The following is a 24,298-nucleotide window of genomic DNA, read 5'->3' on the forward strand; positions in this document are numbered from 1 at the left end:
CATGCGGCACGTGCGATGGTGATCGCGACCGCGCAGGTAGCGGTGCCGGTGCCGCTGCTGCAGCGGTTCGATTATCTGCCGGCCGCCGACGGCCAACTGCCATCGATCGGGAGCCGGGTACTGGTGCCGTTTGGCCGCCGCCGCCTGGTCGCCCTGGTCGTCGGCCACGGCCAGGCCGCAGACTCGCCCCAGCTCAAGCCCATCGAGCGGGTGCTCGACCAGGCGCTGGTCGAGCCCCGGCTGCTGGAGCTGGCCGACTGGACGGTGCGCTACTACGGCTGTGCCCCGGGCGAGATGGTCAACCTGCTGCTGCCGCCGGCGCTGCGCCGGCTCAAGCCGTTCCGCCCCGCTCCGCCGGGGCGGCTGGCCATCACGGCGGCCGGACAGCGCGCCGACGCCGCCCGGGCACCGCGCCAGGCTGCGGTGCTGAAGTGGCTTGAGCAGGGTCCGCGCGAGCGCCAAGAACTGCTCAAGCTCGGCGCCAGCGCGGCGGTGCTCAAGACCCTGGTCGACAAGGGCTGGGTGGCGCCTGCCGGGGCCGAGGGCGTGGTGGCGCTCGAGCCGGGTCCGGTACTGAATACTGAGCAGCGTTTGGCGCTGGCGGCCGTGCTGCGCGCGCGCCACCGTCACGAGACCCTGCTGCTGGCCGGGGTCACCGGCAGCGGCAAGACCGAGGTTTACCTGCAGGCCGCCCGCGCGCTGCTGCGGCGTGGCCGCCAGGTCCTGATGCTGATTCCCGAAATCGGCTTGACCCCGCAGCTGATCCGTCGGATCGAAGCGCGGCTGGGCGTGGCCGCGCTGGTCTACCACTCCAGCCTGAGCGAGGGCGAGCGTCTGGCCTGCTGGCGCTCGGCGGCCTCCGGCCAAGCCCGCGTCATCGTCGGCACGCGCTCGGCGGTGTTCCTGCCGCTGGCCCGGCCGGGGCTGATCGTGGTCGACGAGGAGCACGATGCGTCGTTCAAGCAGCAGGACGGTGCCCGCTACCACGGCCGCGACGTCGCGGTCATGCGCGCTCACTTGCTCGGCATTCCCATTGTTCTGGGCTCGGCCACGCCGGCGCTGGAAAGCCTCAACAACGTGCGCAACGGTCGCTACCGGATGCTCAAGATCAGCCGTCGCGCCGGTGCCGCCCGCCCGCCGCGCTGGTCGGTCGCCGACCTGCGCGGCCAGCGCGGCGCGCTCGACAGCGCCCTGCTGGTGACGATGCAGCGCCACCTCGACGACGGCGGCCAGGTCCTGCTCTACCGCAACCGGCGCGGTTATGCCCCGGTTTTGATGTGCCCGGCCTGCGGCTGGCAGGCAGACTGTCAACGCTGTGACGCTCACCTGACCCTGCATCAAGGCATCCGCCGCCTGCAGTGTCATCACTGCGGCGCCGCGCAGCGCCTGCCGCCGCGCTGTCCGGCCTGCGGCGAGCCCGAGCTGCTGCCGCTGGGCGCCGGAACCGAGCGCCTGGAAGCCGAACTCCGTTCACGCTTTCCGACCACGCCGGTCTATCGGGTCGATCGCGACAGCATGAGCCGTCGCGACGAGTTTGCGCGCCTGCTCGAACGGGTTCGCCAGGGCGAGCCCTGCATCCTGGTCGGGACCCAGATGCTGGCCAAGGGCCATCACCTGCCGGGCGTGACGCTGGCGGCGGTGCTGGACGTGGACCAGGCCCTGTTCAGCGCCGATTTTCGCGCGCCCGAGCGCCTGGGGCAGGCCGTTTGCCAGGTCGCCGGCCGCGCCGGCCGCGGCGACCGCGCCGGCCGGTTCATCCTGCAAAGCCGGCATCCGGAGCACCCCCTGCTGGCCCAGCTGTGTCGGGCCGACTATCTCAGCTTTGCCGAGCAGTTGCTCGACGAGCGCATCGCTGCCGGTCTGCCGCCGTCCGCGTCGCTGGCCCTGCTCAAGGCCGAAGCCCACCGTCCGGAATCGGCGCGGGACTTTCTCGCCGCCGCTGCGGCCCGGATGAACGAAGCGGAAGTCGAGGTCAACGGCCCGATCCCGGCGGTCCTGTCGCGGCGCGGCGGCTACTGGCGCTTTCAGCTGTGGCTGCAGGCGCCGCGGCGGGCTCGCCTGCTGCAGGTGCTGCCCGACTGGCTGGCGGGGCTGCACGCGCTGCCCGACGCGCGCCGGGTGCGCTGGCATCTGGACATGGACCCGCTCGAGATCTGAACCGAGCGCGCGCTGCGACTACAATGATGGACAAAGAGCGGACAGTGGCCGGATGCATCGGGTCACAGTACCGGTCATCGATAGCGACATTCTCAAGCGGGTAGAGAACATGGCAGATCAGTGGCGACATCCGGGTGACGTGGATGGAGAAGAAACGCGAGAGTGGCTGGAAGCGCTGGCGGCGGTGGTCGATCGCGACGGCCCGGAGCGGGCGCATTACCTGCTTGAGCGGATGGTGGAACTGGCGCGTCGCTCCGGCGCCCACCTGCCGTTCGATCTGACCACCGCCTATCTCAACACCATCCCGCCGCATCGCCAGCAGGGCATGCCCGGCGACGGCGAAATCGAGCACCGCATCCGCTCCATCATTCGCTGGAACGCCATGGCGATGGTGATCCGCGCCGGTCGGCGCGGCGGCGAGCTGGGCGGCCATATCGCCAGCTTTGCCTCGGCGGCGACGCTCTACGACGTCGGCTTCAACCATTTCTTCAAGGGCCCCGATCACGAACACGGGTCGGACCTGCTCTACATCCAGGGCCACTCCTCGCCCGGCATCTACGCCCGCGCCTTCCTCGAAGGGCGTCTGGACGAGTCGCGCCTCGACGGTTTCCGCCGCGAAGTCGATGGCCAGGGCCTGTCGTCCTACCCGCACCCGTGGCTGATGCCGGAGTTCTGGCAGATCCCGACCGTGTCGATGGGCCTGGGGCCGATCATGGCGATCTACCAGGCCCGCTTCCTGAAGTACCTGCACAATCGCGAGCTGGCCGCGACCGAGCGCCGCAAGGTCTGGTGCTTCATGGGCGACGGCGAGTGCGACGAGCCCGAGTCGCTGGGCGCGATCTCGCTGGCCGGGCGCGAAAAGCTCGACAACCTGGTGTTCGTGGTCAACTGCAACCTGCAGCGCCTGGATGGCCCGGTCAGGGGCAACGGCAAGATTATCCAGGAGCTCGAAGGCGTGTTCCGCGGGGCCGGCTGGAACGTGATCAAGGTGATCTGGGGATCGTACTGGGATCCGCTGCTGGCCCGCGACACCAAGGGCCTGCTGCGCCGGCGCATGGAAGAAGCCCTGGACGGCGATTACCAGAAATACAAGGCCAACGACGGCGCCTACGTGCGCGAGCACTTTTTCGGCGCCTACGACGAACTCAAGGAGATGGTTGCCAACCTGTCCGACGAGGACATCTGGCGCCTCAACCGCGGCGGCCACGATCCGCACAAGATTTACGCCGCCTACCACGCCGCGACCCAGCACAGCGGTCAGCCGACCGTGATCCTGGCCAAGACCATCAAGGGTTACGGCCTGGGCAAGTCCGGCGAGGGCCAGAACATCTCGCACCAGCAAAAAAAGCTCGATACCGAAGGGGTGAAGTATTTCCGCGACCGCTTCCGGGTCCCGATCCGCGACGAGCAGCTTGAGGAGGTGCCGTACTACCACCCGGGCGAGAACTCGCCCGAAATCCAGTACCTGAAGGCGCGGCGCGAGGCGCTGGGCGGTTTTCTGCCCCAGCGCCGGGTCGACTCGCCCCGGCTGCCGATCCCCGAGCTCGATGCCTTCGAGCCGGTGACCAAGGGCTCCGGCGAGCGCGAAATCTCGACCACCATGGCGTTCGTGCGCTGCCTGACGGTGCTGCTGCGCGACAAGCAGATCGCCCGCCACGTGGTGCCCATCATCTGCGACGAGGCCCGCACCTTCGGCATGGAAGGCCTGTTTCGCCAGATCGGCATCTACGCACCGTCCGGCCAGCTTTACGAGCCGGTTGATTCCGACCAGCTGATGTACTACAAGGAAGACCGCAAGGGCCAGGTCCTGCAGGAAGGCATCACCGAGGCCGGCTCGATGAGCTCCTGGATCGCCGCGGCCACCAGCTACGCCACCAGCGGCGTGCCGATGATCCCGTTCTATACCTTCTACTCGATGTTCGGATTCCAGCGCGTCGGCGACCTGGCCTGGGCGGCCGGCGACATGCGCGCACGCGGGTTTTTGATCGGCGGCACCTCGGGGCGGACCACGCTCAACGGCGAGGGGCTGCAGCACGAGGATGGCCACAGCCATGTCCTGGCCGGCACCATTCCCAACTGCGTGACCTACGATCCGACCTTCGGCTACGAACTGGCGGTGATCATCCAGGACGGCCTCAGGCGCATGTACGCCGACTGCGAAGACGTCTATTACTACATCACCGTGCTCAACGAGAACTACGCCCATCCGGCCATGCCCGAAGGCTGCGAGGAAGGCATCCGCAGGGGCATGTACCTGCTGCGCGACTGCGGCCTGGGCACGACCGATCCGGACAAGGCGCGGGTCCAGTTCATGGGCTCCGGCGCGATCCTGCGCGAGGCGATCGCCGCGGCCGACCTGCTGGCCGACCGCTACGGCATCGACAGCGACATCTGGTCGGTGCCGAGCTTCAACGAACTGCGCCGGCAGGCCCACGCGGCCACCCGGGCCAGCCTGCTCAGGCCCGGCCAGGACGGTCCGAAACCCTACATCACCGCGCTGCTGGAGGGACGGCCGGGGCCGGTGGTCGCGGCCACCGACTACGTCCGCGCCTACGCCGACCAGGTCCGCGAATACATTCCGCAGGACGACTACTACGTCCTCGGTACCGACGGTTTCGGGCGCTCGGACACGCGCGAGAACCTGCGCCGCTTCTTTGAGGTGGACCGCAATCACATCGCCTGGACCGCCCTGGTCGGCCTGAATCGCCGCGGCCAGTTCAGCGATGCCGACCTGGCCGAAGCGCGCAACGACCTGGCGATTGATCCGGACAAGCCGTTTCCGCCTTCGGTGTGAAGGCCCGTCCTGCTGCGAACATGGGAATTAGCTGATGAGTAATCGACACGATATCCGCATCCCCGATATCGGCGACTTCGAGCAGGTGCCGGTGATCGAGATCCTGGTGGCCGAAGGCGATACGGTCGAGGCCGAGCAGTCGCTGATCACGCTGGAGTCGGACAAGGCGACCATGGACGTGCCCTCGCCCGGGTCGGGCAAGCTGGTCAAGCTGAGCGTCGCCGAAGGCGACCAGGTCTCCGAGGGCGACGTCATCGGCGTGCTCGAGAGCGACGCCGAGGAGGCAGGGGATTCATCAGCGTCGTCGGATTCGTCCGGCTCATCGGGCGCGCCGGATTCATCGCAACGCCCGCCAGCCTCGGACTCTGGCGAAGATTCGGGTGACGATTCAGGCAGCGATTCGGCCCGGCCCGAAACCGAAAGCGACGGGCAGGCCACCGCCAGCGACGCTGACCGCCTCAGCCGCCGCGAGAGCGAAGCCGCTGACAGGCCGCAGCGGCCGCAAAGCCTTAGAGGAGAGCAGGACATTCCCGGCTGGGAAGACGGCCTGCCGCCGCCGCCGGTGCCCTTCGACGAGATGGATCGCGACCCCGGATCGCTTGCCCACGCCTCGCCGTCGGTGCGCAAGCTCGCGCGCGAGCTCGGCGTTGACTTAAGCCGGGTCGAAGGCTCCGGGCGCAAGGGGCGGATCACGGCCGAGGACCTCAAGCAGCACGTCAAGTCGAAGATGCGCGGTGACGCTGCGCCGGCCGCGTCCGGTGCCGGTTTGCCGGATCTGCCCGCCGCGCCATCGGTGGATTTTTCGAAGTTCGGCGCGGTCGAGGAAAAACCGCTGTCGCGCATCCAGAAGATCTCCGGTCCCACCCTGCACCGCAACTGGGTCTCGATTCCGCACGTGACCCAGTTCGACGAGGCCGACATCACCGAGATGGAAGCCTTCCGCAAGGACAGTCAGAAAACCGCCGAGCAGGCCGGCACCAAGATGACGCCGCTGGTGTTTCTGATCAAGGCGGTGGTGGCGGCGCTGAAGCGCTTTCCGCAGGTCAACGCCTCGCTTTCGGCCAGCGGCGAGAGCCTGATCCACAAGCACTATTTCCACGTCGGCGTCGCCGTGGACACGCCCAATGGCCTGGTCGTGCCGGTCTTGCGCGACTGCGATCAAAAGGGGCTGCTCGAGCTTGCGCTGGAGTTGACCGACCTGTCGGGCCGGGCCCGCGACGGCAAGCTCAAAAGCGAGGAGATGAAAGGCGGCTGCTTTACCATCTCCAGCCTCGGCGGCATCGGCGGGACCGCTTTCACGCCCATCATCAACGCCCCCGAGCTGGCCATTCTCGGCGTCTCGCGGGCCGAAACGAAACCGGTCTGGAACGGCGAGCGCTTCGAGCCCAGACTGAAGCTTCCGCTGTCGCTGTCCTACGATCACCGCGTCATCGACGGCGCCGCCGCCGCCCGCTTCACCCGCTACCTGGCCGAGCAGCTCGAGGACCTGCGGCGGTTGCTGCTTTGATTTTGCGAAACAGCTTGGAAATCTGATGAGTAATCGACAGGAAATCCGCATCCCCGCTATCGGCGACTTCGAGCAGGTGCCGGTGATCGAAGTCCTGGTTGCCGAGGGCGATGTGGTCGAGGCCGAGCAGTCGCTGATCACGCTGGAGTCGGACAAGGCGACCATGGATGTGCCGGCGCCGGGATCGGGCAAGCTCGTCGAACTGACCGTTGCCGAGGGCGACAAGGTCTCCGAAGGCGACGTGATCGGGGTGCTGGAGGCGGGCTCTGAAGATGAGGGAGCAGGGGCCAGGGACCAGCGCTCAGGCGACGAGGTCTCTGAAGACGGGTCGGCTGGCATAGCCGAGGAAGCGCAGACCGACCCTGCCGCCGCGCCGGCGAGCGCCGGCCGGAAACCGGACAGCGATTCGTTCGACTTCGACCTGGTTGTACTCGGCTCCGGCCCCGGCGGCTACACCGCCGCCTTTCGCGCCGCCGATCTGGGCCTGAAGGTGGCCCTGATCGAGCGCTATTCGAGCCTGGGGGGTGTGTGTCTGAACGTCGGCTGTATCCCGTCCAAGGCCTTGCTGCACGTCGGCCAGGTGATCGACTCGGCTGCCCGCATGGCCGACCACGGCGTACGTTTTGGCGAACCGGACATCGATCTGGATATCCTGCGCGACTACAAAAATGGCGTGGTCGGCAAGCTGACCAAGGGTCTGGCGGGCATGGCCAGCAAGCGCTCGGTCGAAGTCATCCAGGGGACGGGCTGTTTTGTCGACCCACACCGCATCGAAGTCGAACACGACGGCGAAGCGCGGACGGTTTCGTTTGCCCGCTGCATCATCGCCGCCGGATCGCGGGTGATCCAGATTCCCGGCATTCCTGACGACGATGCGCGCGTGATGGATTCGACCGGGGCGCTGGAGCTGCACGACATTCCGGACCGGCTGCTGGTGATCGGCGGCGGCATCATCGGCCTGGAAATGGCCTGCGTCTACCGCGCCCTGGGCGCCCGCGTCACCGTGGTCGAGTTGCTGGACCAGCTCATGGCCGGGGCCGATGCTGACCTGGTAAGGCCGCTTCATCAGCACATGAAAAAGCTCGGCGTGCGGTTCCTGCTGGGCACCAGGGTGACCGGCGTGGAAGCCGGCGAGCAGGGCCTGGATGCCCACTTCGAGGGTCCGCAGGCTCCGGAGCGCGATGAGTTCGACCGCGTGCTGGTTTCGGTCGGACGCCGGCCCAACGGCGACCGCATCGGCGCCGACCGGGCGGGGCTGGACGTCGACGAGCGCGGCTTCATCGCCGTCGACGGCCAGATGCGGACCCATCTCGAGCATATCTTTGCCATCGGCGACATCGTCGGCCAGCCGATGCTCGCGCACAAGGCCAGCTACGAGGGCAAGATCGCCGCCGAGGTCGCCGCCGGCCACAAGCGCGCCGCCGACGCGCGCGCCATTCCGTCGGTGGCCTACACCGACCCGGAAGTCGCCTGGGTGGGTCTGACCGAAACCCAGGCCAAAAAGGAAGGGCTGGACTACGGCGTCGGCAAGTTCCCCTGGGCAGCGTCGGGTCGCGCGCTGGGCATGGACCGATCCGAGGGCTTCACCAAGCTGATCTTCGACAAAAAATCCGGCCGCCTGGTCGGGGCCGGCGTGGTCGGCGTGCACGCCGGTGACCTGATCGGCGAGCTGACCCTGGCCCTGGAGATGGGCTGCGACGCCGCCGACATCGGTCTGACCATTCATCCGCACCCGACCCTGTCGGAATCGGTGATGATGGCGGCCGAAGTGTACGAGGGCACCATTACCGACCTCTACCTGGGCCGCAAGTAGGTCCCCCCCAAATGGGCCGGGGGCCGGCAAAGAACCACCAGCGTCATCGCGCCATCGAGAGTGCGGTGCTATTCTTCTTCGGCCCTGAAAAACCGTTGTCGATCCCGTGTACTACGCTGCCGCCTGCCAGACCGATTTTCCCGCCCCGCGCCACCGCGACGAGATCGCCGAACGCGTGCGCCGCATGGCCGAGATCATCGAGCAGACCATCATCGGCTACGAGCCGTTTTTCGACGTTCGCCTGCTCGTTTTCCCGGAGTTTGCCCACACCGTACCCATTCATGACAACGTCGAACGGTTACTTGAAGATATCGCCGTGGAGCTGCCGAACGAGCATACGGCAGTGTATGAGCGCCTCGCCCGTCAGTACGGCTGCTACATCCAGACCGGCAGCTTCCTCGAGCGGGATCCGGCCTGGCCGGGACATGTTTTCAACGCTACGCTGCTGATCGGTCCTGAAGGCATCCTGGCAAAGTACCGCAAGGTCAATACCTGGATTCCCTGGGAAGTGCACACCAGCCCGCACGACCTGCCGGACTATCCCGACGATCCTTTTCCCGTGGTCGAGACGGAGCTGGGCCGGATGGGCGTGGCGATCTGCTACGACTGGCTGTTCCCCGAGACCATCCGCGAGCTGTCTTTTCGCGGCGCCGAGGTGCTGATTCGGGTGTCGGCCTACATGGATCCCTGGGGCACGGCCGAACCGATGAACTGGTGGACGCTGGTCAACCGCACGCGGGCGCTTGAAAATACCGCCTACGTGGTGGCCGCCAACCAGGGCGCGCAGATGCATCACTACCCGCCGTTTTCCTGGCCGGGCGGCTCCATGGTGGTCGACTACGATGGTCGCATCCTGGCCCAGGCCGACCCCGGCCCCGGCGAGAAAGTTGTGGTGGCCCCGATCGACCTTGAGCGCCTGCGCGCCGAGCGCGAGCGCCGCCTGGGACACGATACCCGGGCGCATTATCGGTCTGAAATCCATGCCTACTACAGTCGGTCCTCGCTCGCCCCGGGCGGCGATCGGGCGCCGACCATCGATGGCCTGAAAGACCGCATCCGGCAGTCCAAGCAGCGCGGTCCATCAACACGAGGAAAAAACAAGCCGTGAATCGAATTGTTTGGGCGCTGTGCGCGCTCGCGCTGATCGCAGGCTGCGAAAGCGGCGAACGCGGATCATCGGGCGCGGACTTGACCGCAGAGCAGATCGACCGCAACAACCGCGGCGTGGCCCTGATGGGTCAGTACCGCAACGAGGATGCCCGCGAAGTCTTTGCCGAACTGCTCGTCGAGCAGCCCGACTGGACCGATGTCGAGGTCAACCTGGCTATCGCCATTCTCAATCGTCAGCGCGAAGGCGACGAGCTGGTCGCCCTGGAGATCGTCGAGCGCATTCTGCAGGACCACCCCGACCACGTTCGCGCCCGCTATATCGCCGGCCTGATGCGGTTCTACATCGGCGATACCCAGCCGGCGCTGGATCATCTGCAGCGGGTGCTTGCGGCCGCGCCCGACGATGCCCACGTCGCCTACTTCACCGCCCAGGCCTACAGCCAGCTCGGCGATAACGAGGCCGCGCTGGCGCTCTACCAGCGCGCTATCGAACTCGATCCTTACCTGCGCAGTGCCTACTACGGCGCCGCGCTGGCCCATCGCCAGCTGGGCAACGCCGACGCCGCGCGCGAAATGCTGGGGATCTACCAGCGCTTCGAGAACAACCCGCGCGCCCAGCTGGCCGAGTTCGTCTATACCCGAAAGGGCCCGCTGGCCGAAGCGCTGGCCGTGGACCGGCCCGATGCCGAGGAGCGGATCCGCGATCCCGACGGCGGGCTGTTTGCCTCCGCTGTCGACCTCCTGGCGCTACCCTCCGAACTGGCCGCGCCCAGCCTCACCGTGGCCGACATCAGCGGCTCGGGCGAGCTCGATGTGCTGGTGGCCGGCGGCGCCGGGCAGGGTAACGTCGTCGTTGGGCAGCGCGACGGCGAGCTGCGCGCTGAGCCCGGCCACCCGTTGGCCGGCATCGACTCGGTGACCGCCGCCCTCTGGGGCGATATCGACAACGACGGCATCCTCGATGTCCTGCTGTGCCGCGACGGCCCCAATCGCCTGCTCGCCGGCAGCGGCTGGACCGACGCGCCCGCCGCGGCCGATCTGGCCGATCCCTCGGCGTGCCGCGACGGCGCGGTGCTGGACGCCGACCACGACGGCGATCTGGACCTGTTCGTGGTCAATGCCGACGGCGCCAACGAACTGTTCAACAACAACCTGGACGGCAGCTTCCGTCGCCTCAGCCGGGAAAGCGAGGCCGACCTCGGCGGCGGCGCGCGCGCCAGCCGGCAGGTGCTGGCGGCGGATCTGGACGCCGACCGCGACGCCGACCTGGTGATCCTGCACGAGCAACCGCCGCACCAGGTGCTGCGCAACGACCGCCTGTGGCGCTACGAGTCTGCGCCCGGCTTTGCCGCGTTCGAGGCCGCGCCCTTGCTGGCCGTCACCGCGGCGGATTTCGCCGCCAGCGGTCAGGTCAGCCTGGTTACCATCGATACCGTCGGCCAGCTCCAGCACTGGCAGCCCGATGAGGCCGGCGTGTGGCAGGCCCGGACGCTGACCGAGATCGCGCTAGCCCAGCCCGATAGCGTGGCCCTGGCCGCGGTCGACTTCGACGGCTCCGGGCGGCCCGACCTGCTGGTCCAGCACGCCGGCGGGTTCGAGGTCCTGAATGTAAGCGCCCAGGGCGAAGTCGAACGCCGCCATGACGAGGCCGTGGAGCTGCTGGCGCTTGCGCCCATCCTGCTGGAGCCCGAGCGCGGCCCCGCCCTGGTCGGCGTGGTGGCCGAAGACGGCGTACGCCAGCTGCGGCTGTGGCCGGCCGGCAGCGGCCGGCACGGCTTCGTCGCCATCGCTCCCAGCGGCATGACCGACCGCGGCGAAGGCATGCGATCCAACGCCTCGGGCATCGGCACCGGGGTGATGCTGCGCACGGGCTCGCGCTGGTCGATCTTCGATACCTTCGATCGTCACAGCGCGCCGGGTCAGAGCCTGCAGCCGCTGGCCATCGGTCTGGGCGGAGACGACCGCGCCGATTTCGTCAAGCTGTTCTGGTCCGACGGCGTGCTGCAGACCGAAATGGACCTGGCCGCCGGGCAGGTCCACCGGATCTCCGAACTGCAGCGCCAGCTGGCCAGTTGCCCGGTGCTGTTTGCCTGGAACGGCGAGCGCCATGAGTTCGTCAGCGACCTGCTCGGCGTGGCCGGGATCGGTTTCCTGCGCGAGCCGGGACGGTATTCCGAGCCGCGGCCGTGGGAGTACTTTCTGTTTCCCGAGGGCAGCATCGCCCCGCGCGAGGGCCGCTACGAGATCAAGATCGCCGAGCCCATGGAGGAGATCGCCTACATCGACTCAGCCCAGCTGCACGTGGTCGATCTGCCGGCGGGCTGGCAGGTCACCCTCGACGAGCGCATGTTCACCGGCGGCGGGCCGGAGCCGACCGGCGCCAGGGTGTTTTACCGCGACGAGCGCGTGATTGAGCCGGTGCGTGCCATCGACGGGCGCGGCCGGGTCGTCACCGCCGAGGTGCTGGCGGCCGATTTCGTGGCCGCACCGCCGGGCGCGCCGGACGCGCGCTTCCTCGGTCGGCTGGCCGAAGATCACGTGTTGACCCTGGAGTTCGACCGGGTGATCAACCCGCCCGATGCCCGGCCGCGGTTGCTGGCTTCCGGCTGGGTCGAGTATCCTTACTCGCAGACCGTTTTCGCTGCCTGGCAGGCCGGCGCCGCCTATCGTCCGCCCAGCCTGGAGGCGTTCGCTGACGGCCGCTGGCAGCCGGTGTTCGAGCATTTCGGCTATCCGGCCGGCATGCCGCGCGAGATGTCGCTGGCGCTGGACGCGCTGCCGGCCGGCACCACCGCCTTGCGCATTCGCGGCAACTGGGAGGTCTACTGGGACCGGCTGGCGGTGGTCCACACCGAGGAGCCGGATGCCGTGGAGGTTCACGCGCTGGAGCTGGCCCAGGCGCGCCTGGCGCGAACCGGCTTTGCTCGCCGGGACACCGGCGACCAGCGCCTGCCGTACTACGACTACAGCGATCGTTCGCCGTTCTGGGACACCAAGTACCCGGTCGGCTTCTACACCGATTTCGGCCCGGTCGAGGAACTGGTGGGCGCGACCAACAACGCGTTTGCCGTGTTCGGCCCCGGCGAGGAGCTGCACCTGGAGTTCACCGCGCCGCCGCCGCCGTCAGGCTGGCATCGGCAGGTGGTGCTGGAAGTTCGCGGCTACGCCAAGGACATGGATATGTATACCGACACCGGCGAGACCGTCGGGCCGCTGCCGGTCACCGCCGGGGTGGACGATGAGGGTCAGCGCGAGGCGCTCCACCGGCGGTTCCTGAATCGCTTCCAGGGCGGGCGCTGATGGTCGAGGGCACCGGCGCAGGGCGCGTGCGGCGAGCCGTGGGCCCGCGCCTGCGGCGCCTGCTGGTGGCCGTGCTGGTGCTGTTCGTGCTGCTGCTGGTCAACTCGGTCTATCTGGGCGGCGTGACCGCGCTGGAGTGGCTGAGCGACCGGACCTATCAGGACTACACCTACCAGTGGATGTTCCTGTTCCACCTGGCCGGCGGGCTGCTGTTGGTCGTGCCGGCGCTGGTGTTCATCGCCTTGCACATGCGCAATACCTGGCGGCGCTCGAACCGCCCGGCGGTCTATGCCGGACTCGGTCTGTTCGGGGCCGTTGTTGTCCTGCTGCTCAGCGGCCTGCTGCTGGTGCGCTTCGATTTCTTCCAGGTGCGCGACCCGCTGATTCGCCAGATCGCCTACTGGGCCCACGTCACCGTGCCGCTGGCGGTGATCTGGCTGTTCGTGCTGCATCGACTGAGCGGCCCGCGGCTGCGCTGGCGCGGCGGCCTGGCCGTGGCCGGCGTCGGTTTCGCCTTCGCCGCCGGACTGGTGGTGCTGCAGATCCAGGATCCGCGCCAGTGGGGCACGCCCGGCGCCGACGGCGCTGCCGATTTCAGCCCCGCACTGACCCGGACCGCCTCGGGCAATCACATCGCCCCCGAAGCGCTGATGATGGATTCCTACTGCGCCAGCTGCCATACGGACGTGCACGCGCAGTGGTCTCACTCGGTCCATCGCTTCGCTTCGTTCAACAATCCGGTCTATCGCTTTGCCGTCAACAACACCCGCAAGGCGACCCTGGCGCGCGACGGCAACGTCGAGGCGGCGCGCTTTTGCGCGTCCTGTCACGACCTGGTGCCGCTGCTCAGCGGTCGCTTCGACGATCCCGACTTCGACGACGTCAACGACCCGACCGCGCACGCCGGCATCACCTGTACCTCCTGCCACGCCATCACCCACGTCAACAGCGTGCGCGGCACCGGCGACTTCACCATCGAAGAGCCGATTCACTACCCGTTTGCCTACAGCGACAACGATTTCTTGCAGTGGGTCAACGCCCAGCTGATCAAGGCCCGGCCGGATTTCCACAACCGCACCTTTCTCAAACCGCTGCACCAAAGCGCCGAGTTCTGCTCGACCTGCCACAAGCTGCACCTGCCGGTGGAGTTGACCGACTACCGCTGGCTGCGCGGCCAGAATCACTACGACTCCTTTTTGCTCAGCGGGGTCTCCGGCCACGGCGTGGCCAGCTTCTACTATCCCGACCACGCCGAGGCCAACTGCAACGGCTGCCACATGCCGCAACAGCCCTCCGACGACTTCGGTGCACGGGTGCGCCCGGGCGCCCAGATCTATACCGTGAGCAACCACCTGTTTCCCGCCGCCAACACCGCCATCCCCTACCTGCTGGATCTGCCGCAGTCGGTCATCGGCCAGCACCAGAACATGCTCGAAGACGCGGTGCGCGTCGACCTGGTGGCCCTGCGTCGCGATGGCGAGATTGACGGTGAGCTGATCGGTCCGCTGCGCCCGGACGTCCCTGCGCTGGAGCCGGGCGCGAGCTATCTGCTGCAGGTGGTTCTGCGCAACCTCAAGACCGGCCACCATTTCACCCAGGGCACGGCCGATTCCAACGAGGTCTGGGTGGAGGTCGAAGTGACTCACCAGGAACGCGTCATTGCCCGCAGCGGTGGGCTGACGCCGGATGAACGCGCGGTCGATCCCTGGTCGCATTTCGTCAATACCTGGATGCTTGACCGAGAGGGCCGGCGCATCGACCGGCGCAACGCCGAGGACATCTTCGTGCCGCTCTACGACCACCAGCTGCCGCCCGGTGCGGCCGACCTGGTCCATTACCGGCTCGATGTGCCCGACGATGTGGAGGGCGAGCTCGCGGTGACGGTGCGCCTGAACTACCGCAAGTTCGACACCGTGCTCATGCGCCAGGTCGAGGGCGAGGCGTTCACCGCCAACACTCTGCCGATCACGCGCATGGCCGAGGATCGGGTGGTGTTCCCGATCGGTCATACGGCTCGTCCGCGCCGGGTCGAAGCACCGGCGGTGCCGGCCTGGGAGCGCTGGAACGATTACGGCATCGGCGCCCTGCGCAAGCCCCAGAATCGCCAGCTGCGCCAGGCTGAGGAGATTTTTGCCCGGGTCGAGGCGCTCGGCGTCGCCGACGGCGCGCTGAACCTGGCCCGCGTTTACCTGGCCGAAGGCCGCCTGGCCGAAGCAGCCGCGGCGCTGGAGCGCGCGGCCGGCCACGAACAGCCGTCGCCGCCCTGGTCGCTGGCCTGGTTCAGCGGTCAGCTGCTGTTCCAGGAAGGCCGCTACGAGGGCGCGATCCGGGCCTATCAGGCGCTGGCGGAAACGGCCTTTCCCGAGGCCCGGCGGCGCGGTTTCGACTTCGCGCGCGATTACCGGCTGCTCAACCAGCTGGGGCTGGCCTGGTTCGAGTCGGCCGGTGATGATGTCCAGGCGCTGGCCGAAGCGCGGCGCTGGTTCCAAGCCGCGCTTCTCCAGGATCCCGAAAACGCCACCGCCCACTACAACCTGGCCCAGCTGTATCGCCGGCTCGGCGACCCGCAAAACGCTGTCCGCCATGCGGCCCTGCACGAGCGCTATCGCGTCGACGACAACGCGCGCGATCGGGCCGTGGCCGCGGCCCGGCGCGCCCACCCGGCGGCCGATCATGCCGCCGACCCGGTCGTAATCTACGACCTGCAGCGACCCGGCAGCCTGGACTATGTCGCCTCGCGCCCGTACCGGGCCGCCGACCACGAGTTGGTCAGCCGATGACGAAAGCCTCGGTTACTGGCGCCGATCGCATCACCCGCGCTTTCAGGCGCTCGCTGTGGGTGCTGGCCGGGCTTGGCGTGCTCGTGACCGGGGCGCTGGTGGTCCGGCATCTTTTGCAGCCGGCTCCGCCGCCGCCGGTCGAGCAGGCGCAGGTCGATCTTGCCAGCCTGATGGCGCGGCCCGAAGTCCCCGACCCGCCGCGCGGGCGGTTTGTCGATATCACCGAGGCAGCCGGCATCGATTTCGTCCACGCCAACGGCGCCTTCGGCGAGCGCCTGTTGCCGGAGACCATGGGCGGTGGCGTGGCGTTTTTGGACTACAACCGGGACGGCCACCAGGATCTTCTGTTCGTCGACTCCGGGGCCTGGCCCTTCGCTCCGGACGCAGCAATCGCTGGCCCCACCCTGCGCCTGTACGCCAATGACGGCCAGGGTCGGTTCCGGGAGGTCACCGAAGCCGCCGGCCTGGCCGGGCATTCCTTCTACGGGATGGGCCTGGCGGTGGCCGATGTCACCGGCAACGGCTACCCCGACCTGTTCGTGACCGCGGTCGGTCCGAACCGGTTTTTCGTCAACCGCGGCGGACGTTTCGAAGAGGCCACCGAGCGCGCCGGCGTGGCCGGCGAGGCCGACCGCTGGAGCACCAGCGCGGCGTTTTTCGACGCCGACGGCGACGGCGACCTGGATCTGTTCGTCGCCAACTACGTCGAGTGGTCGCGCCAGATCGACATCGAGGTGGACTACCGTCTGACCGGCATCGGCCGGGCCTACGGGCCGCCGACCAATTTCCAGGGCGTTCAGTCCTATCTGTACTTCAACAACGGTGACGGCAGCTTTCGCGATGTTAGCGCCGAAGCCGGGATTCACGTCAATCATCCGGCTACTGGTGAGCCGGAAGGCAAGGCGCTGGCGGTCGTTCCGGTCGATTTGAACGACGATGGCCGGCTCGATCTGGTCGTGGCCAATGACACGGTGCGCAATTTTGCTTTCGTCAACCAGGGCGACGGTCTGTTTGTCGAGCAGGCTGCCGAGCTGGGCCTGGGCTTCGACCGCAACGGTCTGGCCACCGGCGCGATGGGCATCGACGCGGTCCGGTTCGAGAGCGAAGGCAACCTGGCCATTGCCATCGGCAATTTTGCCAACGAGATGAGTTCGTTCTACGTTGGCCGGGTCGGGCGGGGCGGCTTTGCCGATCAGTCCATCGGCGCCGGCATCGGTGCCGCCACCCGGCTGGCGCTGACCTTCGGCGTGTTTTTCTTCGACTACGATCTCGATGGCCGGCTCGATTACCTGCAGGCCAACGGCCACGTCGAAAACGACATCAACCGGGTCCAGTCCAGCCAGCGGTACCGCCAGCCAGGGCAGCTGTTCTGGAACTGCGGTGCCGTCTGTCCGCAGACGCTGCAGCCGCTGGATCGCGACCGAATCGGCGACCTTGCCCGGCCGATGGTCGGGCGCGGTGCGGCCTACGCCGACATCGACGGCAACGGCCGGCTGGACGTGATCCTGACCCAGGTCGCAGGCCCGCCGCTACTGTTGCGCAACAACACCGGTGCCGAGCATCACTGGCTGCGCGTGCGTCTGGAAGGGCAGCCGCCGAATACCGATGCCATCGGTGCCCGGATTCGCCTGGAGGCCGACGATCTGGTCCAGACCCGCAGGGTCATGCCCAGCCGCAGTTATCTTTCGCAGGTGGAGTTGCCGGTGACCTTTGGTCTGGGCCCGCGCGATCGCGTCGACCGCCTGGTCGTGACCTGGCCGGACGGCGAAGAGCAGGTGATCGACGATCCGGCGGTCGATCGGCTGCACGTGATCGCGCGTGAGCCTTGAGGGACCCATGATCAAATTGCATCGGCGCCGGGCCAGTGGCATCATGGCCGGTCGCCTGCCCCTGATGCAGGTCAGTCCTCCGACGAAGCAGCCTCCAGCATGAAAACCTGTTCCGGCATGGAAGAAACCCGTAAGTCCCCTACGCGCCGGCGTCTCGGCTGGCTAGCGCTCGGCGCGCTGCTGTCCGCGGCCGCATCGGTGGTCAGCGCCGACAGCGACTGGTTTGCCGACGTCACCGCCGAGGCCGGCGTCGACTTTCGCTACGACAATGGCATGAGCGGCCAGTACTATTTTCCCGAGATCATGGGCGGCGGCGCAGCCCTGCTTGACTACAACGGTGACGGACTGCTCGACCTGTACCTCGTCCAGGGCGGTACGCTGGGTCCGGACATCGACCCGTCCGAACGGCCGCCAGGCGATCGGCTTTACCGCAACGATTCGTTCCAGGACGATAACGGTGACTGGAAGATCCGCTTTACCGACGTCACCGAACAGTCCGGCATCGAGGCCCGCGGCTACGGCATGGGCGTGGCCGTTGGCGATATCGACGGCGACGGTCTGCAGGATCTCTACGTACTCAACTTCGGCCCCAACCAGCTTTGGCGCAACAACGGCGACGGCACGTTTACCGACATCACCGAGCGGGCCGGCGTCGGCGATCCCCGCTGGAGCGTCAGCGCCAGTTTTGCCGACCTCAACGGCGACGGCCTGCTCGATCTGTTCGTGGCCAACTACGTGGACTTCAGCTTCCAGGGCCACCGCGTCTGCCGCTCTGCAACCACCAGCCAGCAGGACTACTGTTCGCCGTCGGCTTATGAGGGGGTGCGCGATACGCTGTTCATCAACCAGGGCGAAGGCCGCTTCGCCGACCGGACCGAGGCGGCGGGCATCGCCGGCACGACCCGCCATGGGCTGGGTGTGGTGGCCGCCGACTTCAACGGTAGCGGTCGCATCGACATCTTCGTGGCCAACGACGGCACGGCCAATTCGCTCTGGGTCAACCAGGGCGACGGCACGTTCATCGATGACGGTTTCATGGCGGGTACCGCGGTCAACGCCGACGGCAGCATGGAGGCCGGCATGGGCGTGGACGCAGGTGACTACGATCGTTCCGGCGCCGAAGACCTGTTCATCACCCACATGCGCCGCGAAACAAATACGTTGTATCGCAACGACGGCCAGGGCTGGTTTACCGACGTCACCGCCACCAGCGGTCTGGGTGCGCCCAGCCTGCCGGCGACGGGTTTCGGCACCGCCTGGCTGGATATCGACAATGACGGCTGGCTGGATCTGTTCGCGGTCAACGGGGCGGTGGTTATCGAGGAAGACCTGGTCGCTGCCGGCGACCCGTTTCCTTACCATCAGCCCGACCAGCTCTTCCTGAACCGCGGCGACGGGCGCTTCGTCGAGGCCACCGATCGCGCCGGCGCCGCGCTGGAGGTCTCGCACGTCGGCCGCGGTCTGGCGGTGGGCGATATCGACAACAACGGCCGGACCGACCTGGTGATCGTCAATATCAACGGTCCGGCGCGGGTGCTGATTAATCGAACGCCAGAAGAACACCACTGGCTGGGCCTGGCCCTGAACGACGAGCGCGGGCGGGTCCTGACCCAGGCCGTCGCCTGGCTGCGCGAGGACAACGGCCCGGATCGGCGTCGCCGCGCGCGGGCCGACGGTTCGTACGCCTCGGCCAACGATCCCCGGGTGATCTTCGGCCTGGCCGGTAATCCGGCCTCGCGTACCGTGGAGGTGCATTGGCCGGACGGGCAGCGCGAATGGTTTTCCGATCTGGCCGTCGATCAATATCACGCACTAAGCCGCGGCAGCGGTCGAGGCCAGCCGGAGGGCGACCTATGAGATCGCCGGCGATTCTCCTGATGCTGCTCGCAGTCGTGCTTTTACAGCCTCTGAAAGCCGAAGTGCGCGACGTCGACCCCGTGGATCGAAGCGATACACCCGAAACGGTGCTGGAGGCCATCGATGCGGCCCGAGCCGCGATTCCGGCGCCTGCCGAAGCGGCGCCGGAAGTGCGTTCCGATGCCTACGGCCGGCTCGGTGACGTCCTGTTTGCGCACGGCTTTTCGGCCCAGGCCGAGCAGGCCTATCGCAACGCGCGTGAGCTGAATCCGTCGGTCGCCGATTGGCATTACCTGCTCGGTATGCTGGCGATCGATCGCGGCGAACTCAATCAGGCGGTAGCGCATCTTGACCAGGCGATCGAGCGCAACCCGTTCGATCCGGTCGCCTTCATCCGCCGCGGCCAGACCCGGCTGGATCAGGGTCGGCCGGAGGCGGCCGCTCCGGATTTCGAGCGCGCTCTGGCCTTGGCGCCTGATGCGCCCGCCGCACTGGCCGGGCAGGGCCGGGTGCTGCTGTCCCGGGGCGACCACGCTGCGGCCGCGGAACTGTTTGAACGGGTGCTCGAGATCAGCCCTGAAGCGACCCGCCTGCATCAACCGCTGGCGATGGCCTATCGAGCGCTGGGTGATGTGGAGCGCGCACGTGAACAGATCGAACGGATTGGTTCGGGCAGCGAGCCGATCGCCGACCCGCTGCTCGAGCGTGTTCAGAGACAGTCGCGCTCTCCCCAGTTCTATCTCGAAGTCGGACTGCAGCGCGCCGAAGCCGGTGATCTGGACGAGGCGCGGCGGCTGCTGGCGGTCGCCGTGCAGCTCGCGCCGGACGATCCGGTGATGCTCGAAAACTACGGCCAGGTCGTCGCCCGCCAGGGCGACCTGGAGGAAGCGGCGGCCGCGTTCGAGCGCTGGATCGGCCTGGAGGTCGACGCGGCAAGAGCGCATTTTCTGCTCGGTCAGGTCCGCGAACTGCAGGGTGCGTTGAAGGCAGCAGAGCAGGCGTATCAAAGCGCGCTGGCGCTGGCTGGCGATCATGTCGAGGCGGCCGAAGCCCTGGCCTTTCTTGAGCTGGAGGCCGGCGAATTTGCTCAAGCCGAACGCCGTTTCAGTCGGCTGCTCGGCGACGTCGAGCAGGCCGAAAGCGCACGCTTCGGTTTCTGGGCGGCGCTGGCCATGCTGGCTGCCGGAGACTGCGGCCGGGGCGAGAATGCCCTCGAAGAATTGAGCGACCGGTTTCCCTCCGATGGCGATGTGCTGGCGGCGCTGGCCCGTGTCCGAGCCACCTGCGGGGCGGTCTCGGCCGAGGGACTGGAGGAGGCGCTGCGGTGGGCCGAGGCCGTGTACCAGACCGCGCCGACGACGGACAATTCGGCGACCCTGGCCATGGTGTTCGCTGCGCTCGGACAGTTCGACGATGCGGTGGATCTGCAGGCTCAGGCGATGTTCGAGGCGCTCAAGAGCGGGCAGCTTGAGGCGCGACCCGATTTGCGCGCGGACATGGAGCGCTACCAGGCCGGCCGGCCGGCGGGGGTGCCGTTTGCGCCCGGCTACCCGGGTCTGCCGAATCCGGTTGAAGCTGAAAACGGCTAAGCGCCGACTGCACGGCGCGACGAATCAAAAGATGCGCCAGCCCAGCCAGATCAGACAAAAGACCACCAGGAAGCCAAATCCCGTCCAGGCCAGGCGCATCATGCCGGGGCCAGGACGATGTTGTTCGGGCATGAAGTCGGCGGTGATCACGCGAATGTTCAGCCACGCCAGCAAGGGAGCGGCCAGGAACGAAACCGTGGTTGCGAAGTCGATCAGCACAGTGAAGCGCTGGCCGAAGAACAGGATGATCATCAAGGCGCCGATGGTGACGATGAGCAGGGCGGTGATGTAGCGTCCGCGGTGCAGGTCCAGCTGTCGACCCGTCCGATCTACGCGGGCTGCACCGCTGATCTCGATGACCGCCCGGAGGACGCGCGGATAGGCGTCGGTGACCGCAAGCGTGGTCGAAAACATGGCCGTCAGCGCGGCGATCGCGATGAGCGAACGTGACCATTCCCCGAGGCTGGCGGCGTACAGATCGACCAGCTGTCCCGAGAACGCCACCGCCTGTGGCGGAAAGCGTTCGCCGCTGCCGTGCATGATCAACGCACCGAGCAACAGGAAGATCACCGCTGTTGCGGTGGCGCCGAGATAGCCAATCCGGCAGTCGAAAAGCGCGTGTCGAACGCTGGGGGCAACCCCGGTCTGCCGGGCCCGCTCCAGCGTCCATAGCGAGTGCCACGCGGCCACGTCCAGCGGGATGGGCATCCAGCCGAGCAGGGCCAGGACGAAGGCGACGCCGGCGGCGGTCCAGACCTGATCAAAGCCGCTGAACGGGTTGAGGCTGACATGCTCTGCCGGCGTGCCCGATGCGAGTAAAACTGCGGCCGTGGTCGAAATGGCCAGCGCGGCAATGATGATTTTCATCAGTCCATCGAGCGCGGCAAAGCGGCCAAGCGCCAGCACCGTGATGCAGGCGATCAGCACGCCGAAAGACAGCTGGGTGATGGTGGCATCAATGCCAAGCACCAGCCCGGCCAGTCCGGCCGTCACCAGGGTGACGCTGGCCTGGATGATCAGCATGGTCGCCACCGTGATCAGGGCGAAAAGCCCCAGCGCCCATTTGCCCAAACGCTGGTAGCCGCGAATCAGCGATTCACCTGTCGCGGCCGCGTAGCGCGGTCCGAACTCGATGAAGGGGTACTTCAGAACACAGGCCAGGATGACCAGCGCGAGCAGGCTGAGCCCGTACTCCGCGCCAGCCCGCGTGGCCTGCACGAGGTGGGAAACGCCGATGGCGGCACCGGCCATCAGCAAGCCTGGTCCGAGCGCCGCTGTCAGTGCTTTTGTGCGCTGCCTATCCAACATTTCTGTCATGCTGCTTGCAAATCAAAACACGTTGTTCATATCATACGGTCGATAGAAGCAGGCGGGCTTGATCCCGATCTGCAAATTCACATACTCAAGTTCTGCTTCGGGGAGAAAATCTGATGAAGAGACGCCTGGTACCGGCCATGGGTCTGGCGCTGTTTTGGCTTGCTGGCTGCGGCGGTAGTTCCGACGTGGATCGCGCCACGCAGGTCAACCCGGCCGAAAAGCCTGACGGTGATCCGGTCACCGCCACGCTGACGGCCCAGTTCGATCCTTCGGCGGGCATCCTGCCGTTTCCCAATAATCTCCTCCGGTCCGGATCGGAAGATTTGACCCTGAACATCCCCGTGGACGATCCGGAAGATTTCGGCGACCCCACCGTGGCGCTGAACGCGCTGGACGGGTTCAGTACGGTCGCGCCGTGGAGCTTTTCCTTTTCCGACCCGATTGATCCGGACAGCGTGGTGCCCGGCAGCAGCGTGCGGATGTTCGAGGTGCAGTTCGCCTTCGGCACCATTGCGGTGGAGAGCATCAATCGGGAACTGACGCCCGGGGCTGACTATGTCGCTCTGGCCAATCCGGGCGATCCCAGCGGCGTGGTGGTGCTGCCGCTGACCCCGCTGGCCGAAAACACCGGCTACATGGCGGTGGTCACCGACGGCATTCTCGATACCAGCGGCAACCCGGCGACGCCTTCCCAGCCCTATTTCCTGGCCAAGCGGACCGAACCGCTGGTCGATGACGAAGGCAACAGCACCGATCCGCTGCTCGACAACGGGACGGCGCAGGCGCTGGAGCCGTTGCGCCAGCTCATCAGCGCGCAGGAAGCGGCCGCGACCTCCGTCGGGATCGACCGCGACGATATCGTGCTGTCGTTTACCGCCACCACCCAGGCAATCACGCCGGTGCTGGGCGTCATTCGCTCGACCTTGAGCCCGACCTCGACCCAGGTGGCGCCGACCGGCCTGACCACCGCCGACGTACTGCCGCCGGGCGCATCGCCCGGGATCGCTGATTTGTATATAGGCGTGGTCGAACTGCCGTATTTCCTGCCGGTGCCGAGCGAGGACAATCCGACCGGCCCGATCACCGGTTTCTGGGAGGCCGAGCCGGGCGCCTACGTGCCGCCGTTTGACGGCCTGGGCCTGGATCCGGAATCGACCAACGTCACCGTGGCCAATCCGATTCCAGTCGAGCGCGCGCGCCAGCGGGTACCGATGGTCATGACCGTACCCAACGCCAACTCCGGCCAGGTGCGGCCGGCGGCCGGCTGGCCGGTGGTCATCTTCCAGCACGGCATCACCGGCAATCGCAGCCAGATGCTGGCGCTGGCCGACACCATGGCGTCGATCGGTTTTGCGGTCGTTGCCATCGACAAACCGCTGCACGGGATCACCGACGTCACTGATCCGCTCTACGTCGGCAACACGCCGTTTGGCGAGATTGCCAACGAGCGTACGTTCAATCTGGATCTGCAGGACAACGAAAGCGGTGCGCCAGGCCCTGACGGCATGATTGATGAATCAGGCGCGTGGTTTATCAATCTGCAGAGCCTGCTGACCTCGCGCGATAACCTGCGCCAGGCCCAGGTTGATCTGTCCTCTCTGGCCATCAACGTGCCCTCCATCGATCTGGACGGCGACGGTCTGGGTGATCTGGATGGATCCAACATCAACTTCGTCGGTCTGTCCCTGGGCGCCATGGCCGGCGTCCCGTTCCTGGCTGTCGAGCCGACCGTCAACAACGGCGTGCTGTCGGTGCCTGGCGGGGGCATTGCCAATCTGCTGGCGGGATCGGAAACCTTCGGGCCCGTGATTCGGGCCGGTCTGGCCGCTGCCGGCGTCGAACCGGGCACCCCGGAGTTCGCCCAGTTCCTGCTGGCCGCCCAAACCGTGGTTGATTCCGCCGACCCGGTCAACTGGGGCGCGCTGACGGTCGAGACCAACAGCGTGCTGCTGCAGCAGGTCGCCGGCGACAGCGTGGTGCCCAACGCGGTCCAGGGCGCTCCCCTGTCGGGGACCGAGCCTTTGATTCAGGTCATGGGCCTGGATTCGATTACCGAATCGACCCAGGATCCCATCGGTATCCGCGGCGCTGTTCGCCTCCTCCAGGGCGGTCATGGCTCGTTGCTGGATCCGTCCGCTGCCCCGGCAGTGACGGCGGAAATGCAGGGCCAGGCCGGCAGCATGGTGTCGTCTGGCGGCGCTGCCGTTGTGATCGGCAATCCTTCGCTTATCGAGACTGACTGACA

The 24,298-nt window shown here is 67.2% G+C and carries 12 protein-coding genes; 11 read left to right on the top strand and 1 reads right to left on the bottom strand.

The window, feature by feature from the left end; genetic code table 11:
* Nucleotides 1–15 precede the first annotated feature (15 nt).
* The 10 genes from G3I74_RS08405 to G3I74_RS08450 all read left to right on the top strand — a co-directional run bounded on the left by G3I74_RS08405 (nt 16) and on the right by G3I74_RS08450 (nt 20,736).
* Entirely contained in the window at nt 16–2,157 is a 2,142-nt protein-coding gene (locus tag G3I74_RS08405) for a primosomal protein N' (protein ID WP_164211131.1), read from the top strand.
* A gap of 109 nt (nt 2,158–2,266) precedes the next feature.
* Nucleotides 2,267–4,951, top strand: coding sequence for a pyruvate dehydrogenase (acetyl-transferring), homodimeric type (aceE, locus tag G3I74_RS08410; protein WP_164211215.1), 2,685 nt, complete (start codon nt 2,267–2,269; stop codon nt 4,949–4,951).
* Between the two features lie 34 nt (nt 4,952–4,985).
* On the top strand, nt 4,986–6,458 hold the full coding sequence (locus G3I74_RS08415) for a dihydrolipoyllysine-residue acetyltransferase (RefSeq protein WP_164211132.1): 1,473 nt from the start codon (nt 4,986–4,988) through the stop codon (nt 6,456–6,458).
* 25 nt (nt 6,459–6,483) lie between these two features.
* The gene (gene lpdA / locus G3I74_RS08420; RefSeq protein WP_164211133.1) at nt 6,484–8,271 is read left to right on the top strand and encodes a dihydrolipoyl dehydrogenase; all 1,788 of its coding nucleotides are present in this window, start codon (nt 6,484–6,486) and stop codon (nt 8,269–8,271) included.
* Nucleotides 8,272–8,377: 106 nt separating this feature from the next.
* Nucleotides 8,378–9,379, top strand: coding sequence for a nitrilase-related carbon-nitrogen hydrolase (locus G3I74_RS08425; protein ID WP_203594626.1), 1,002 nt, complete (start codon nt 8,378–8,380; stop codon nt 9,377–9,379).
* Entirely contained in the window at nt 9,376–12,681 is a 3,306-nt protein-coding gene (locus G3I74_RS08430; RefSeq protein WP_164211134.1) for an FG-GAP-like repeat-containing protein, read from the top strand. The genes G3I74_RS08425 and G3I74_RS08430 overlap by 4 nt, the downstream gene beginning before the upstream one ends.
* Nucleotides 12,681–15,461 carry a tetratricopeptide repeat protein gene (locus tag G3I74_RS08435; protein WP_164211135.1) on the top strand — a complete coding sequence of 927 codons (2,781 nt, stop codon included), beginning with the start codon at nt 12,681–12,683 and terminating at the stop codon, nt 15,459–15,461. The genes G3I74_RS08430 and G3I74_RS08435 overlap by 1 nt, the downstream gene beginning before the upstream one ends.
* Complete coding sequence (locus tag G3I74_RS08440) at nt 15,458–17,290, top strand: CRTAC1 family protein (protein WP_164211136.1); 1,833 nt, start codon at nt 15,458–15,460, stop codon at nt 17,288–17,290. The genes G3I74_RS08435 and G3I74_RS08440 overlap by 4 nt, the downstream gene beginning before the upstream one ends.
* 99 nt (nt 17,291–17,389) lie before the next feature.
* Entirely contained in the window at nt 17,390–19,147 is a 1,758-nt protein-coding gene (locus tag G3I74_RS08445; protein WP_164211137.1) for a CRTAC1 family protein, read from the top strand.
* Complete coding sequence (locus G3I74_RS08450; protein WP_164211138.1) at nt 19,144–20,736, top strand: tetratricopeptide repeat protein; 1,593 nt, start codon at nt 19,144–19,146, stop codon at nt 20,734–20,736. Before G3I74_RS08445 ends, G3I74_RS08450 begins: the two co-directional genes overlap by 4 nt.
* Nucleotides 20,737–20,760: 24 nt before the next feature.
* On the opposite strand, the gene G3I74_RS08455 is transcribed toward G3I74_RS08450, so the two are convergent.
* Nucleotides 20,761–22,041, bottom strand: coding sequence for an NRAMP family divalent metal transporter (locus G3I74_RS08455; protein WP_420823073.1), 1,281 nt, complete (start codon nt 22,039–22,041; stop codon nt 20,761–20,763).
* A 125-nt stretch (nt 22,042–22,166) separates the two neighbouring features.
* Between G3I74_RS08455 and G3I74_RS08460 the strand changes: the two genes are divergently transcribed.
* The gene (locus tag G3I74_RS08460; RefSeq protein ID WP_164211139.1) at nt 22,167–24,296 is read left to right on the top strand and encodes an alpha/beta hydrolase; all 2,130 of its coding nucleotides are present in this window, start codon (nt 22,167–22,169) and stop codon (nt 24,294–24,296) included.
* The last annotated feature ends 2 nt before the right edge of the window (nt 24,297–24,298 follow it).

The sequence above is a fragment of the Wenzhouxiangella limi genome, assembly GCF_010499265.1.
Lineage (GTDB): Bacteria > Pseudomonadota > Gammaproteobacteria > Xanthomonadales > Wenzhouxiangellaceae > Wenzhouxiangella > Wenzhouxiangella limi.

Coding starts and splice junctions, on each gene's coding strand:
- G3I74_RS08405 (WP_164211131.1), top strand. CDS start 16: ATGGTGATCGCGACCGCGCAGGTAGCGGTGCCGGTGCCGCTGCTGCAG.
- aceE (WP_164211215.1), top strand. CDS start 2,267: ATGGCAGATCAGTGGCGACATCCGGGTGACGTGGATGGAGAAGAAACG.
- G3I74_RS08415 (WP_164211132.1), top strand. CDS start 4,986: ATGAGTAATCGACACGATATCCGCATCCCCGATATCGGCGACTTCGAG.
- lpdA (WP_164211133.1), top strand. CDS start 6,484: ATGAGTAATCGACAGGAAATCCGCATCCCCGCTATCGGCGACTTCGAG.
- G3I74_RS08435 (WP_164211135.1), top strand. CDS start 12,681: ATGGTCGAGGGCACCGGCGCAGGGCGCGTGCGGCGAGCCGTGGGCCCG.
- G3I74_RS08440 (WP_164211136.1), top strand. CDS start 15,458: ATGACGAAAGCCTCGGTTACTGGCGCCGATCGCATCACCCGCGCTTTC.
- G3I74_RS08445 (WP_164211137.1), top strand. CDS start 17,390: ATGAAAACCTGTTCCGGCATGGAAGAAACCCGTAAGTCCCCTACGCGC.
- G3I74_RS08450 (WP_164211138.1), top strand. CDS start 19,144: ATGAGATCGCCGGCGATTCTCCTGATGCTGCTCGCAGTCGTGCTTTTA.
- G3I74_RS08460 (WP_164211139.1), top strand. CDS start 22,167: ATGAAGAGACGCCTGGTACCGGCCATGGGTCTGGCGCTGTTTTGGCTT.